The 13,845-nt window shown below is 69.2% G+C and carries 14 protein-coding genes; 9 read left to right on the top strand and 5 right to left on the bottom strand.

The window, feature by feature from the left end:
- Positions 1-34 precede the first annotated feature (34 nt).
- Positions 35-778, bottom strand: a complete 744-nt coding sequence (locus ABZ911_RS18560; protein ID WP_358056684.1) for a deoxyribonuclease IV — start codon at positions 776-778, stop codon at positions 35-37.
- Positions 779-852: 74 nt separating this feature from the next.
- Between ABZ911_RS18560 and ABZ911_RS18555 the strand changes: the two genes are divergently transcribed.
- Positions 853-1,032, top strand: coding sequence for a hypothetical protein (locus ABZ911_RS18555; protein WP_358056682.1), 180 nt, complete (start codon positions 853-855; stop codon positions 1,030-1,032).
- A 28-nt stretch (positions 1,033-1,060) separates the two neighbouring features.
- Here the strand turns inward: ABZ911_RS18555 and ABZ911_RS18550 are convergent, their stop codons facing one another.
- Positions 1,061-1,372, bottom strand: coding sequence for a hypothetical protein (locus tag ABZ911_RS18550; protein ID WP_358056681.1), 312 nt, complete (start codon positions 1,370-1,372; stop codon positions 1,061-1,063).
- A 191-nt stretch (positions 1,373-1,563) separates the two neighbouring features.
- On the opposite strand from ABZ911_RS18550, the gene rpsF reads away from it, so the two are divergent.
- From rpsF to ABZ911_RS18515, 7 genes are all read left to right on the top strand, one after another.
- Complete coding sequence (gene rpsF, locus ABZ911_RS18545; protein ID WP_106242878.1) at positions 1,564-1,854, top strand: 30S ribosomal protein S6; 291 nt, start codon at positions 1,564-1,566, stop codon at positions 1,852-1,854.
- Positions 1,855-1,944: 90 nt separating this feature from the next.
- Positions 1,945-2,508 carry a single-stranded DNA-binding protein gene (locus ABZ911_RS18540; RefSeq protein WP_358056680.1) on the top strand — a complete coding sequence of 188 codons (564 nt, stop codon included), beginning with the start codon at positions 1,945-1,947 and terminating at the stop codon, positions 2,506-2,508.
- A 64-nt stretch (positions 2,509-2,572) separates the two neighbouring features.
- On the top strand, positions 2,573-2,809 hold the full coding sequence (rpsR, locus tag ABZ911_RS18535; protein ID WP_020543048.1) for a 30S ribosomal protein S18: 237 nt from the start codon (positions 2,573-2,575) through the stop codon (positions 2,807-2,809).
- Between the two features lie 12 nt (positions 2,810-2,821).
- A complete protein-coding gene (gene rplI, locus ABZ911_RS18530; RefSeq protein WP_358056678.1) occupies positions 2,822-3,268 on the top strand; it encodes a 50S ribosomal protein L9 in 447 nt (148 codons plus the stop codon).
- A 145-nt stretch (positions 3,269-3,413) separates the two neighbouring features.
- Entirely contained in the window at positions 3,414-4,277 is an 864-nt protein-coding gene (locus tag ABZ911_RS18525; RefSeq protein ID WP_358056676.1) for an ABC transporter substrate-binding protein, read from the top strand.
- 4 nt (positions 4,278-4,281) lie between these two features.
- Entirely contained in the window at positions 4,282-5,118 is an 837-nt protein-coding gene (locus ABZ911_RS18520; protein WP_358056674.1) for an amino acid ABC transporter permease, read from the top strand.
- On the top strand, positions 5,115-5,858 hold the full coding sequence (locus ABZ911_RS18515) for an amino acid ABC transporter ATP-binding protein (protein ID WP_358056672.1): 744 nt from the start codon (positions 5,115-5,117) through the stop codon (positions 5,856-5,858). Before ABZ911_RS18520 ends, ABZ911_RS18515 begins: the two co-directional genes overlap by 4 nt.
- On the opposite strand, the gene ABZ911_RS18510 is transcribed toward ABZ911_RS18515, so the two are convergent.
- Positions 5,855-7,327: an amino acid permease gene (locus tag ABZ911_RS18510; RefSeq protein WP_358056670.1), complete on the bottom strand. Its 1,473-nt coding sequence runs from the start codon at positions 7,325-7,327 to the stop codon at positions 5,855-5,857. The genes ABZ911_RS18515 and ABZ911_RS18510 overlap by 4 nt on opposite strands.
- Before the next feature lie 71 nt (positions 7,328-7,398).
- On the bottom strand, positions 7,399-8,700 hold the full coding sequence (locus ABZ911_RS18505; RefSeq protein WP_358056668.1) for an MATE family efflux transporter: 1,302 nt from the start codon (positions 8,698-8,700) through the stop codon (positions 7,399-7,401).
- A gap of 385 nt (positions 8,701-9,085) precedes the next feature.
- On the opposite strand from ABZ911_RS18505, the gene dnaB reads away from it, so the two are divergent.
- Entirely contained in the window at positions 9,086-11,935 is a 2,850-nt protein-coding gene (gene dnaB, locus ABZ911_RS18500) for a replicative DNA helicase (RefSeq protein WP_358056886.1), read from the top strand.
- On the opposite strand, the gene ABZ911_RS18495 is transcribed toward dnaB, so the two are convergent.
- On the bottom strand, positions 11,932-13,737 hold the full coding sequence (locus tag ABZ911_RS18495) for a translation factor GTPase family protein (RefSeq protein WP_358056666.1): 1,806 nt from the start codon (positions 13,735-13,737) through the stop codon (positions 11,932-11,934). The genes dnaB and ABZ911_RS18495 overlap by 4 nt on opposite strands.
- Between the last annotated feature and the right edge of the window lie 108 nt (positions 13,738-13,845).

The raw sequence follows: 13,845 nt of genomic DNA, 5'->3' as shown, positions 1-13,845 counted from the left end.
GGTAATCCAGGGAAGTTATCCACAGGCTGTGTGTTTACAGGTTCTTGCGCAGGAAGGCGATGTCGTCGGCCTGCCCGGCGAACGGCGTCTCCACGATGATCGGCGCCGCGGCGGCCCGGCAGACCGCCAGGATCAGCTCGGAGTCGATCTGGCCCTGGCCCAGGTTGGCGTGCCGGTCGGCGCCCGAGTCGAAGGCGTCGCGAGAGTCGTTGCAGTGCACCAGGTCGATCCGCCCGGTGATGGCCTTGACCCGCTCGACCACGTCGACCAGCTCCTCGCCGCCGGCGTGCGCGTGGCAGGTGTCGAGGCAGAAACCCACGTCGAAGCCGTCCAGGGCGTCCCACAGCCGGGCGATGCGCTCCAGCTTGCGGGCCATCGCGTTGCCGCCGCCCGCGGTGTTCTCGATCAGCACCGGGATCGGCGACTCCATGCGCTCGAACACCTTGCGCCAGTTGTCGAAGCCGACCTGCGGATCGTCGTCCTTGCCGACATGGCCGCCGTGCACGATCAGGCCCTTGGCGCCGAGGTCGGCCGCCGCCCGCAGATGCTGGTCGAGCAGCTTGCGGCTGGGGATCCTGATGCGGTTGTTGGCGGTGGCCACGTTGATGACGTAGGGCGCGTGGATGTAGATCTCGACGCCCTCGACGGGCTTGTCCGGCGCCACCGGGCCCTTCCAGCCCTGCGGGTCGCCGAGGAAGAACTGGACGATCTCCGCTTCGCGAGCCGCCGCGTGGGCGGCGGGGTCGTCCTGGTCGACGTGAGCTCCGATACGCACCATGCCGTCGAGCCTATCCGTTTGAAGGGCGGGCCAAGGGGCAGTCGGCGGGTGCCCCCCGACATGAGGAGGAACGGATGGCCGTATACCGCAGAGGTGTCAGCCTTATCTTCCTGATCTACATCCTGGTCGGCCTGTACGTCGCCTGGATCTACGACTACATCAACGCGCCGCTGCTCAAGGACCTGGCCGAGGCACTGCTCGCCGTCTTCCTGTGGTTCGTGCTGCTGCTCGGCGGCAATCTGCACATCGGTTAGGAAAGGCCCCGGCCGTCCGGGGCCTTTCTCACGGCAGGAAGCCGCCGCGCGCGATGCCGACCGCGACCCCGACGAACGAGGCGACGATCCCGATGATGTTGAGCGAGCGCTCCGCGGTCGTGGCCGACAGGTACTGGGAGAGCAGACCGCCGGTGAAACCGAGGGCGCCCAGCCACGACGCGATCACGTGTCCGCCGGGGACGAACGCGGCCCAGAACGCGATGAGACCGCAGACCAGGGTAGCGATGGACAGGGCGTTCTCCCGTGGGTGCGGGTGTCCATCGGTGTTCAGGGTGAGCTTGAAGTGCTCGTTGTCGGCGGGATGCAGCATGTGCGGCATGGGTCACCACCCCCTTGTTGATAAGAGGAATTCCCATCCGGTGGTGGCTGGTAACCTGGTCAGGCTGCGTTGTGATGGGTGAACCATCATCCCGGGGCGCCGAAAGGGGCGCGCCGGGCCAAGACGTCAGCGTCCTCCTGTCACGGCAGATCGTCGTGACCGCAAGAGTCCAGAGGAGGTTGGAGTCCACCATGCGTCGTTACGAAGTAATGGTCATCCTGGACCCTTCGCTCGATGAGCGCACTGTGGCGCCGTCCCTCGACCAGTTCCTCACCGTCGTCCGCAATGACGGCGGCACCGTGGAGAAGGTCGACGTCTGGGGCCGTCGCCGCCTCGCCTACGACATCGACAAGAAGTCGGAAGGCATCTACGCCGTCATCGACCTGTCCGCCCAGCCGGCGACGGTCAAGGAGCTCGACCGCCAGATGAACCTCAACGAGGGCATCCTGCGCACCAAGGTCCTCCGCCCCGACGTGCACTAAGCGGATCGTCACCCGGCTTTTCTGTCGGGGGCGAGCCGTACTCTGAGCCGTAACTCAAGCGAAGGCCCGCAGGAAGGCGAGCGACAAGCCATGGCAGCAGGCGACACCGTAATCACCATCGTCGGCAATCTTGTCAACGATCCGGAGCTGCGCTTCACCCCGACGGGGCAAGCCGTGGCCCAATTCCGCATCGCGTCCACTCCGCGGTTCATGGACCGTCAGACCAACGAGTGGAAGGACGGCGAAAGCCTCTTTCTGACCTGCAACGTGTGGCGGCAGGCGGCGGAGAACGTCGCCGAGTCCCTCACCCGTGGCATGCGGGTCATCGTCCAGGGGCGGCTCAAGCAAAGGTCTTACGAGACCAAGGAAGGCGAGAAGCGCACGGTCTACGAGGTCGAGGTCGACGAGATCGGCCCGTCCCTGCGTAACGCGACCGCCAAGGTCAACCGCACCTCCCGGCAGGGTGGCGGCGGCGGCTTCGGCGGCGGTCCCGCCGACGACCCGTGGGCCTCGGCCTCCCCGGCCCCGCCCCAGGGCGGCGGCTTCGGTGGTGGCGGCGGCGGCGGTTACGGCGGCGGCGGTGGCCAGCAGCAGCAGGGCGGCGGCTTCGGCGGCGGCGGCGGCAACGACTTCAGCGACGAACCGCCTTTCTAGATACACCTGTCCATAGCCCGAGTCCATTCCCGCCTTACGGCGGGGCTCTGAAAGGAGCACCACGATGGCTAAGCCGGCACTGCGCAAGCCCAAGAAGAAGGTTTGCCTGTTCTGCCACGACAAGATCTCCTACGTCGACTACAAGGACACGGCGCTGCTTCGGAAGTTCATCTCCGACCGCGGCAAGATCCGTGCTCGCCGGGTGACGGGCAACTGCACCCAGCACCAGCGCGACGTTGCGACCGCGATCAAGAACGCCCGTGAGGTAGCGCTGCTGCCTTACACGAGCACCGCGCGCTAAGGAGGCCTTGACATGAAGCTCATCCTCACCACTGAGGTCTCCGGCCTCGGCGCCCCCGGCGACGTCGTCGAGGTCAAGGACGGCTACGGCCGTAACTACCTCGTGCCGCGGGGCTTCGCGATCCTGTGGACGCGGGGCGGCGAAAAGCAGATCGAGTCCATCAAGAAGGCTCGTGACGCTCGCGAGATCCGCGACCTGGGCACCGCCAAGGAGGTCGCCGGCCAGCTCGGCGCCCTCAAGGTGAAGCTGACCACGCGCGCCGGCGAGTCCGGCCGCCTGTTCGGCTCGATCACCACCGGCGACATCGCCGACGCGGTCAAGAAGGCCGGTGGCCCGGTCCTCGACCGTCGTCGCATCGAGATCGTCAACGCGATCAAGAGCGTCGGCTCCCACAAGGTCAGCGTCAAGCTGCACCCGGAGGTCTCGGCCTCCGTGGACGTGGAGGTCGTCGCGGGCTGACCCGCTGCGTCTCACGTCAGGCCCCTCTCGGCGAGGCCGAGGGGGGCCTTTCGCGTCTTCCGACATATCGGACGAACCGATTCCCTATTCGGGACGCATAGAATCTCTGTGTTTTCCTTCTCGTTTGTCCCCTGGAGGCTCAGCCATGGTCCGTCCCTCGATGCTGCTCGCGCTCGGCGCAGTGGCTGCGGCAGCGGTCGCCTGCGCCCCCGCGAACGACACGAGCGCCCCCGTGGCCGCCCCGACGACCGCGACGGCCTGCACCAAGGACCAGCTCAAGCTCGTCAAGGCGGGCCGCCTGACGATCGGCACCGACAAGCCCGCCTTCGCGCCGTGGTTCAAGGACGACGACCCGTCGAACGGCCAGGGCTTCGAGAGCGCGGTGGCCTTCGCGGTGGCGGGGGAGATGGGCTTCGACCGCAACGAGGTCGACTGGAGCACGGTGAAGTTCGACTCCGCGTTCGCGCCCGGCGCCAAGCAGTTCGACTTCGACGTCAACCAGGTCTCCATCACCCCGGAACGCTCCAAGGTGGTCGCGTTCAGCAGCGGTTACTACACGGTCAAGCAGGCGGTGGTCGCGCTCAAGGGCTCCAAGGCCGCCGAGGCGAAGGACCTGGCCGCGCTGAAGGACGTGAAGATCGGCGTCCAGGTCGGCACCACGTCGCTGAACGCGGTCAAGAAGGTCATCCAGCCGGCCACCGACCCCAACGTCTACAACGAGCAGATCGACGCGGTGAACGCGCTGAAGAACAAGCAGGTCGACGCCTTGGTGGTGGACCTGCCGACCGCGTTCTACGTCACCGCGGCGCAGATCGACGACTCCGCGATCGTTGGCCAGTTCGGCTCCACGGGGGACACGCCGGAGGAGTTCGGCCTGGTCATGCAGAAGGGCAGCCCGCTCAAGTCCTGCGTGGACAAGGCCGTCGAGACGCTGAAGTCCAGGGGCGACCTGGCCAAGATCGAGCAGGAGTGGCTGGGTTCGGCCGCGGGCGCGCCCGAGCTGAAGTAGCCCGATGACCTGGGTCAAGAGCGAGCGGCAGGTCGAGCGTGAGCGGGTCCGCAGGACGCGGGGCCGCCGCTCGGCGTCCGTCGCCACCGCCTCGACGATCGTCTTCCTCGTTCTGGTGGTGTGGGGCGTCACCAACTCGCCCGGCTGGCCGAGGGTTCAGGAGACGTTCTTCTCGCCCGAGCAGTTCGCCGCGTCCTTCCCCGACGTGCTCAGCGGCTTCCTGCTCAACGTCAAGATCTTCCTGATCGCCGAGCCGCTGATCCTGATCGTCGGCCTGCTGGTCGCGCTGGCCAGGGGACTGAAGGCGCCGGTCTTCTTCCCGCTGCGCGCGCTGGCCACGCTGTACGTGGACGTCTTCCGGGGCGTGCCGACGCTGCTGGTCATCTACCTGATCGGTTTCGGCCTGCCCGCCCTGGAACTGCAGGGAGTCCCCACGGACCTGGCGACGCTCGGGGTCATCGCGCTGACGCTGTCCTACGGCGCGTACGTCGCCGAGGTGTTCAGGTCGGGCATCGACTCCGTCCATCCCAGCCAGGTGGCGGCGGCCAGGTCGCTCGGGTTGAGCCACGGCAGGACGATGCGGTTCGTGGTCCTGCCGCAGGCCGTCCGCAGGGTCGTCCCGCCGCTGCTCAACGACTTCGTCTCGCTGCAGAAGGACACGGCGCTGGTGGCCACCATCGGCCTGGTGGAGGCGCTGCGGCAGGCGCAGATCCACGTGGCGAGCACGTTCAACTACACCGCCTACCTGGTGGCCGCGCTGCTGTTCATCCTGCTGACCATCCCGCTGGCCAGGTTCACCGACTACCTGGCCGCCCGGACCCAGAGGCGGCGAGGCGCGTGAGCGTACTGACCATCGACGGGGTGTGGAAGAACTTCCACGGCCACCATGTGCTGCGCGGTATCGACCTGGAGGTCGCGCCGCATGAGGTGGTCTGCCTGATCGGCGCCTCGGGTTCGGGCAAGTCCACCCTGCTGCGCTGCGTGAACCTGCTGGAGACCGTCGACGACGGTACGATCCTGCTGGACGGCAAGGAGATCACCGACCCCCGGGTGGACGTCGACGACGTGCGCAAGCGGCTCGGCATCGTCTTCCAGGCGTACAACCTCTTCCCGCACATGAACGTGCTGGACAACATCACCCTGGCCCCGCGCCAGGTGCACGGCGTGAGCAAGGGGGAGGCCGAGCAGCAGGCCCGTGAGCTGCTGGCCAGGTTCGGGCTGGCGGACAAGGCGGGCGCCTACCCCGACCAGCTCTCCGGCGGCCAGCAGCAGCGCGTCGCGGTCATCAGGGCGCTGGCCACCAGGCCCCGGCTGATGCTGCTCGACGAGGTCACCTCCGCGCTCGACCCGGCGCTGGTCGTCGAGGTGCTCGGCATCATCAGGGAGCTGAAGGAGTCGGGCATGACCATGGTGCTGACCACGCATGAGATGGGGTTCTGCCGGGACATCGCCGACACCGTGTGCTTCCTGGACGGCGGCGTGCTGCTGGAGCGGGGCAGTCCTGAGCAGATCTTCACCGAGCCTGAGCATCCGCGGACCAGGGAGTTCCTGCGCAGCGTGATCGGGTCGGGGCGACTCTAGCGACGGTGCCTGCCCCTGAGGTGGACGGCGTCCGGGAGGGCGCGGGCGAGCAGGCTGTGGCGCCTGCCGTACACGAGGTAGACCAGGAGGCCGAAGGCCATCCAGACGGCGAAGTAGAGCCAGGTCTGGACGTACAGGTTGACCATCACCCAGAGGGTGGCGACCAGGGAGACCGCGGGGACCAGCGGGGAGAACGGCACGCTGAAGCCGCGGGGCAGGTTGGGCATGCGGCGGCGGATGACGATGACTCCCGTCGCCACGAACATGAACCCGAACAGCGTGCCCATCACGGCCAGTTGTTCCAGCAGGAGCACCGGGACGAACACGACCAGCAGCATCGACACCACACCGATGACCAGCGTGGCCGTGGAGGGGGTGTGGAAGCGGCGGCTGACCGTGCTGAGGCTGCGGGGGAGCAGTCCGTCGCGGGCGATCGAGAACAGCACCCGGGTCTGGCCCACGATCAGCACCAGCACCACGGTGGTGAGGCCGAGCACGGCGCCGATGTTGATGACGTGCACCATCGCGTCCTCGCCCACCATGCGGAACGCCTCGGCCAGCGGCGCACGCTCGGAGATCTTCGAGTACGGCACCATGCCGACCATCACCAGTGCCACCGCGATGTAGATGACCGTGGCGACGGCCAGGCTCCGGATCATGCCCTTCGGCACCGTCCGCGGCGCGTCCGCGGTCTCCTCGGCCGTGGTGGCGATGATGTCGAAGCCGAGGTAGGCGAAGGCGATGGCCGCCGCCGCGGTGAAGATGCCGAACCAGCCGAAGGAGTCGGTCTGGCCGAGCACCAGCCCGAGCACGGTCTCGGCGCTCTGCTTGGTGGGGGCCGGGGGCACGTAGAAGTCGCCCAGGTTGGCGGGGTCGAAGTGGCGCAGGCCGACGACGATGACCGCGGCGATGGCCACGAGCTTGGCAGTCACCATCACCCACAGCAGGCGCAGGCCGATCCGGGCGCCCACCGAGACGGTGATGGTGATCACCGTGAGGATCAGCACCGACAGCAGGTCGAAGACCAGGTCGGTCTGCGGGATCATGATGCCGAAGTCGTTCAGCGCCTGGGCCGCGTAGATGGCCCAGACCCGGGTCACCACGGCCGCGGCGAGATCCATCTCCAGGATCAGCGCCCAGCCGATGATCCACGCCCAGACCTCGCCGAAGATCACATAGGCGAAGGTGTAGGCGCTGCCGGAGGTCGGGATCGTCGAGGACAGTTCGGCGTAGCAGAGCGCGGCCAGCATGCACGCGATACCGGCGATCATGAAGGACAGGATCACGCCCGGGCCGGCGGTGGTGGCGGCCTGGCGGCCGGCGATACCGAAGATGCCCGCGCCGATCATCACGCCGAGACCGAGTACCACGAGGTCGGCGGGTCGGTAGACCTGGGCAAGGCGGTGCCGGGCGCCCGTACGCAGAGCTATGGCCTCTTCGGGCGGCAGGCGGCGGAGTATCGAGGACACGGGAGGGTACCAATCGACGTCGCGAGCGCCCACACTGCCTCACCCACGGCATCACGACAAGCACGGGACGGTTACGCCCCGGTCACCAGCCAGGCAGTCCCGCGCGCCCGCAGCCCCAGAGCGACCATCCGGGCCAGCATCCACACCCCGAGCGCCAGCCACAGCGCCACCAGTCCGAGGTTGGTGGCCAGCAGCGCGGCGGGCACGTAGGCCAGGGTCGTCCACACCGAGGCCCAGGCCAGGTACCGCTGGTCGCCCGCGCCGATCAGCACGCCGTCGAGGACGAACACGATGCCGGAGATCGGCTGGAACAGCGCCACCACCCAGAGCACGGCGACCAGCTCGGCGGTCACCTGGGGGTCGGCGCCGAACAGGCCCGGCAGGAACGGCCTGGCCAGCAGCACCAGCAGGCCGAGGGCGACCCCCGACCAGACGCCCCACAGCACCATCCGCCTGGTCGCCGCCTTGGTGGCGGCCACGTCGCCGGCGCCGAGCGCGCGTCCGGTGATGGCCTGGCCGGCGATGGCGATCGCGTCGAGGATGAAGGCGAGCAGCGTCCAGAGCTGGGTGGCGATGGCGTGCGCGGCCAGTTCGGGGCGGCCGAGCCGGGTGGCGACGACGGTGGCCGTCACCAGCACGACCCGCATCAGGAGCGTTCTGACCAGCAGGGCGAGGCCGGCCGTACCGGCTGTTCTGATGCCGCGGGGGTGGGGGGAGAGCGGGACGCCGAGTCGTTTGGCGCCGTTCACCACGACTCTGAGGTAGACGAGCGCGCCCGCGGTCTGCGCGATGACCGTGCCCCAGGCCGATCCGGCGATGCCCCAGTCCAGGCCGAGCACGAACCAGGCGTTCAGCGCGGCGTTGAGCGCGAACGAGCCGATCGCGACGATCAGCGGGGTGAGCGTGTCCTGCAGGCCGCGCAGCACGCCGGTGCCGGCCAGCACGATGAGCATGCCGGGGGTGCCGAGCAGGCTGATCCGCAGGTACGTCACGGCCTCGGTCGCCTGGTCCTGGCCCGCTCCGAACAGGTCGATGATCACTGGGGCGAGTGGCCAGCAGATCACGATCAGCGCGATTCCGATGCCGAGGGCCAGCCACAGGCCGTCGACGCCGCTGCGCATGGCGTGCTCGTGGCGTCCGGCGCCCATCTGGCGGGCGACGGCGGCGGTCGTGCCGTACGCGAGGAAGACGCAGAGGTTCACCAGCGTTGCCAGGACCATGCCCGCGACGCCGAGCGCGCCGACCGCCGTGGTGCCCAGGCCGTGCCCCACGATGGCGTAGTCCGCGAGGAGGAAGAGCGGTTCGGCGACGAGGGCGCCGAGGGCGGGGACGGCCAGCCGCAGGATTTCGCGGTCGTGGACGGTAAGTGGCATTCGGCTATTATGCCCCTTACGTCTAGATCGTTCCGCGTGTCGCCCCAACTTTCTTTCCTCCACAGACGGTGGACAATGTTTTCGCAGGTCAGAGCTTGATTGTTAGTTGTACACAGGAGTTATCCCCAGGCTCGTCCACAGCGCTCCCACACCCTGGGCCGTGTACTGCACAGCTTGACCACAGGCTTGTCCACAGGCCGCGTTGCCCTCTGCCCCGATACCGGCGAAACTGTCACACCGGTCGACTACAAGTGGGGGTGGTGCGACCGCCTGCAAGTGTTGTGAGGGGGGCGCGGTGAGCATGGACCAGGAGTCCAGTGCGGGGCCGGGATTCGAGCGCACACCGCCGAGCAACATCGAGGCGGAACAGTCCGTGCTCGGCGGCATGCTGTTGTCCAAGGACGCTGTCGCGGACGTCGTGGAGATTCTCCGCTCCGACGACTTCTACCGGCCGGCGCACCAGATCATCTACGACATCGTCACCGACCTCTACGGCCGGGGCGAGCCCGCCGACGCGGTCACCGTCTTCGACGAGGTGCAGAAACGCGGCGAGGCGTCCCGGGTGGGCGGCGGCGCCTACCTGCACACGCTCACCGCCGTCGTGCCGACCGCGGCCAACGCGGGCTACTACGCGAAGATCGTTCGCGAGCAGGCCATCCTGCGCCGGCTGATCGAAGCCGGCACCCGCATCGTCTCCTTCGGGTACGGCGGGCAGAACGAAGAGGTCGACGACCTGGTCGACCGCGCCCAGGCGGAGATCTACAAGGTCACCGAACGACGGACCTCGGAGGACTACGCGCCGCTCGCGGACATCATGCCCGGCGCGCTCGACGAACTGGAGGCCATCGGCAGCCGAGGCGGCCAGATGGTCGGCGTGCCCACCGGCTTCCAGGACCTCGACTCCCTGACCAACGGGCTGCACCCGGGACAGATGATCGTCGTGGCCGCTCGTCCGGCCATCGGCAAGGCGCTGGCGCTCGACACCCCGCTGCCCACCCCCACCGGCTGGACCACGATGGGGCAGGTCGAGAAGGGTGACCTGCTCATCGGGGCGGACGGCCGGCCCACCGAGGTCGTCGCGGCGACTCCGGTACTGCGTGACCGGCCTTGCTACGAGGTGGAGTTCGGGGACGGCACGGTCATCGTCGCCGACGCGCAGCACCAGTGGCGGACCCGCACGTCCGTGATGACCACGGTGGAGATCGCCGGGACGCTGGGCGCGGGGCACGTGGTCGAGGGCGCCGCGCCGTTCGAGCTGCCCGATCGGGAGTTGCCGCATCCGCCGTACGAGGTGGGGCTGCTGCTCGCCGGTGCCGGTGGGAGGCGTATCCCGGAGGTCTATCTGCGGGCTTCGGCACAGCAGCGCGGCCCGCTGCTGTCGGGGCTGCTGGACGCCGGTGGACCGGCCACCGCGGGGTCGACGCGGTCGGTTCGCTTCGCCCCCGCCGATGAGCGGCTCGCGCGCGACGTCCAGGAGCTCGCGCTGACGCTCGGCCGGGCGGCGACGCTACGGGTCGAGCAGGACGGCGTCGAGCTCACCGTGCCGGACGAACCGGGCGCCTGGCGCATCGTGGACGTGCGTCCTGTGCCCTCTCGGCCAGTGCGCTGCGTCGAGGTGGACAACCCGGACCACCTGTACCTCGCGGGCAGGACGTGCGTCCCCACCCACAACAGCACGCTGGGGCTCGACTTCGCCCGCTCCGCCGCGATCAAGCACGGGATGACCACGGTCATCTTCTCGCTGGAAATGTCGCGCAACGAGATCACCATGCGTCTGCTGTCGGCCGAGGCGCGGGTCGCGCTGCACAGCATGCGCTCGGGCCTGATGAGCGACGACGACTGGACCAGGCTGGCCCGCAGGATGAGCGAGGTCGCCGAGGCGCCGCTGTTCATCGACGACTCGCCGAACATGTCGATGATGGAGATCAGGGCCAAGTGCCGCCGCCTCAAGCAGCGCAACGACCTGAAGTTCGTGGTCATCGACTACCTCCAGCTGATGAGCTCGCCGAAGAAGACCGAGAGCCGCCAGAACGAGGTCTCGGAGATCTCCCGTGCCATCAAGCTGCTCGCCAAGGAGCTGGAGGTCCCGGTCATCGCGATCTCCCAGCTGAACCGTGGTCCCGAGCAGCGCACCGACAAGCGCCCCGCGGTCAGCGACCTGCGTGAGTCCGGCTGCCTCACGGCGGCCACCCGCATCCTGCGAGCCGACACGGGCGCGGAGGTGTCCCTCGGCGAGCTGCTGGAGTCGGGAGCGCGCGACATCCCCGTCTGGTCCCTCGACGAGCGACTCAAACTCGTCCCGAGGACGATGACCCACGTCTTCTCAAGCGGAGTCAAGCAGGTCTACCGGGTACGGCTGCGCTCGGGCCGCGAGGTGGACGCCACGGCCAACCACCCGTTCCTGACCTACGACGGGTGGCGCGCACTGGGCGACCTGGACCCAGGGGCTCGGGTGGCCGTAGCCCGGCACGTCCCCGCCCCACTTGACGGGGTGCCCTCCCAGTCCAAGAAGCAGATCGCGCTCTCCCTGCGCGGGCTGTGGGCGCAGGGCGGCGACGTGCGATGGGACCCCGCCCTCGACGAGGCCGATCTCTCCTACGCCTCCACCGACCGGAGGGCTGCGGACGAGGTGGCCCGGCTGCTGCTCCGCTTCAACGTGATGACCCGGATCGACGGCCACCGCCTGCACGTCCACGGCGCCGAGAACCAGCTCCGCTTCCTGCAGGACGTCGGCGTGCCCGCCGATCACGCGGAGGCGGCCCGCGAGTGCGTGACGCACCTGCGCCGGATCGCCGGGGGCGGCTCCGCCGACGCGGTCCCGGAGCACGTCTGGGACCAGGTCCGGTCGGCGATGACCGGGACGGCGTCGCGGCGCGCCGTCGCCGGCCGGGTCGCGGCCGTCCTCGACCACTCCGACCTCGACCTGCTGGCCACCAACGACGTCCACTGGGACGAGATCGCCTCCGTCGAGGCGCTCGGCGAGCAGCCCGTCTACGACGCCACGGTCCTGGGCACGCACAACTTCATCGCCAACGGGATCAGCCTGCACAACTCCATCGAGCAGGACGCCGACATGGTCATCCTGCTGCACCGCGAGGACGCCTACGAGCGGGAGTCACCACGAGCTGGAGAGGCCGACCTGATCGTGGCCAAGCACCGTAACGGTCCCACCGCCACAGTCACGGTCGCCTTCCAGGGCCACTACAGCCGCTTCGTGGACATGGCCCAGCACTAGCCGACCAGCCGGTCGCCGGACGGCTGGGACCACCACACGCCCTCGCCGTGGGACAGGCCCGGAATCCGGCGCTCGACCTCCTGCACGCTCCTGGCCGGGATCTCGCCCTTGATCAGCCACGTCCGCTGCCCGGAGGTGTCGGTGACCCGCGCGCCGAGCCCGGCCAGCAGGGTGGTGGCCGCGCTCAGGGCCTCGTGCGGCACCTCCAGCTCGAAGGCGTGGCACGGCTCGAACACGGCGGTCCCCGCCCGCCTGAGAGCTCGCTGGAGCACCTGCGGGGCCAGCGCGCGGAAGTCGCCGGCCGCGGTGACCGGCGACATGTAGCCGGTGCGGGTCAGCGTGACCGCGCAGTCGGCGACCGGCCAGCCGTGCGGTCCTCGCTGGAGCGCCTGGCGCACACTGTCCTCGATGGCCCGCTGGAAGGCCGGCGGCAGCGAGCCGAGCTCGACCTCGCGCCGGAAGGTGATGCCGGTGCCGGGCTCGACACGCAGTCCCACGGTGGCGGGCAGGTCGTTGCCCGGGCCGATCTCCGTGACCGCCTCGGCGCTGCCGCGCGGGCGCTCCAGGTGGACCAGGCGGCTCTCCTCGAACACGGCGTCCACGCCGAAGTCGTCGAGCAGGGTCTGGGCGATGACCTCCTTCTGCACCTCGCCGTAGAGCAGCACCGAGACGCCCTCGCCCTCGACCGTGCGGGTCTGGATCAGCGGGTCCTGGTCGGCCAGGCTGACCAGGGCGGTGTGCAGCCGTGCCGCTTCGGAGGCGTGGCGGGGCCGTACCAGTGTCTCCAGGGTGGGGCGGGCGAAGTGCGGGTGTTCGGATGGGGTGGGCGCGGTTCCCACGCGGTCGCCGACCCGTACTCCGGACAGGCCCCACACCTTGGTGATCGCCGGGGTGGTGCCGACGGTGCGGAGCGCGGTGACGCGTTCGGTGTGCTCGCCGCCGGGCCGGTACAGGGTCAGGAGTTGGCGTGGGCGCAGTTCGCCCTCGAAGAGCCGCAGGTAGGCGATCTTCTGCCCGCCGCCGCCGCGTTCGACGGCGAAGACGGTGCCGCGCGGCGGTCCGCCGGTCGGCGGCGCGGCCGGGAGCAGGCCGGTGATGCCGTCGACGAGCTCGGCCATGCCCTGCCCGCCGATCGCCGAGCCGAAGTACAGCGGATGCGTCAGCCCCGCCGCGGTCTGGCCGCGCAGGCGGTCGAGCAGCACGTCAGGACCGGGAACGCGGTCTTCGACGAGGTCGGCCAGCAGCCGCTCGTCGTGCTCGGCCAGAGCCTCCGCCGCGTGCTCGATCGGGCGGCGACGGGTACGGGCCGCCGGGGTGGCGATGTCCTCGACCGTGTTCATGGCGATGACGTACGGCGAGAGCTTGCGGCGGATGTCCGCCAGCATCTCCTCCTGCCGCGCGCCCGCCCGGTCGATCTTGTTGACCAGGATGAGGGTCGGCAGGCGCATCCGGCGCAGCGTCCGCATCAGCACGCGGGTCTGCGCCTGGACGCCCTCGACCGCCGACAGCACCAGCACCGCGCCGTCGAGTACGCCGAGGGCGCGTTCGACCTCGGCGATGAAATCGCTGTGCCCCGGGGTGTCGATGAGGTTGACCTGCAGCTCGCCGACGATGAAGGAGGCGACGGCGGTGCGGATGGTGATGCCGCGACGGCGTTCGATGGCACCGCTGTCGGTCTGGGTGCTGCCGGAGTCGACGCTGCCGAGCCGGGCGATGGCGCCGGTGTCGAACAGCAGCCGCTCGGTCAGGCTGGTCTTACCCGCGTCGACATGCGCGAGGATGCCGATGTTCAGGACCTGCATGGGTGGTGGAGACCTCGAGAACTCTTGGGCCGATGGGGCGCTGGGAGATGTCGAGGCTCTGCCGCATTCTTCTACTCCTGGGGCATCACGGATGGGCGGCCATCGTCG

It is taken from the genome of Nonomuraea sp. NPDC046570 (genome assembly GCF_040645915.1).
Lineage (GTDB): Bacteria > Actinomycetota > Actinomycetes > Streptosporangiales > Streptosporangiaceae > Nonomuraea.
Note: the sequence above shows the minus strand (reverse complement) of the source record. Positions and strands in the feature narration are given on the sequence as shown.

What these genes read in the sequence shown, in the direction of transcription:
- ABZ911_RS18560 (WP_358056684.1), bottom strand. Translation starts at nt 778, where the DNA reads ATGGTGCGTATCGGAGCTCACGTCGACCAGGACGACCCCGCCGCCCAC.
- ABZ911_RS18555 (WP_358056682.1), top strand. Translation starts at nt 853, where the DNA reads ATGGCCGTATACCGCAGAGGTGTCAGCCTTATCTTCCTGATCTACATC.
- ABZ911_RS18505 (WP_358056668.1), bottom strand. Translation starts at nt 8,700, where the DNA reads ATGCCACTTACCGTCCACGACCGCGAAATCCTGCGGCTGGCCGTCCCC.
- ABZ911_RS18520 (WP_358056674.1), top strand. Translation starts at nt 4,282, where the DNA reads ATGACCTGGGTCAAGAGCGAGCGGCAGGTCGAGCGTGAGCGGGTCCGC.
- ABZ911_RS18495 (WP_358056666.1), bottom strand. Translation starts at nt 13,737, where the DNA reads ATGCAGGTCCTGAACATCGGCATCCTCGCGCATGTCGACGCGGGTAAG.
- ABZ911_RS18550 (WP_358056681.1), bottom strand. Translation starts at nt 1,372, where the DNA reads ATGCCGCACATGCTGCATCCCGCCGACAACGAGCACTTCAAGCTCACC.
- ABZ911_RS18540 (WP_358056680.1), top strand. Translation starts at nt 1,945, where the DNA reads ATGGCAGCAGGCGACACCGTAATCACCATCGTCGGCAATCTTGTCAAC.
- rplI (WP_358056678.1), top strand. Translation starts at nt 2,822, where the DNA reads ATGAAGCTCATCCTCACCACTGAGGTCTCCGGCCTCGGCGCCCCCGGC.
- rpsF (WP_106242878.1), top strand. Translation starts at nt 1,564, where the DNA reads ATGCGTCGTTACGAAGTAATGGTCATCCTGGACCCTTCGCTCGATGAG.
- ABZ911_RS18525 (WP_358056676.1), top strand. Translation starts at nt 3,414, where the DNA reads ATGGTCCGTCCCTCGATGCTGCTCGCGCTCGGCGCAGTGGCTGCGGCA.
- rpsR (WP_020543048.1), top strand. Translation starts at nt 2,573, where the DNA reads ATGGCTAAGCCGGCACTGCGCAAGCCCAAGAAGAAGGTTTGCCTGTTC.
- dnaB (WP_358056886.1), top strand. Translation starts at nt 9,086, where the DNA reads ATGCTGTTGTCCAAGGACGCTGTCGCGGACGTCGTGGAGATTCTCCGC.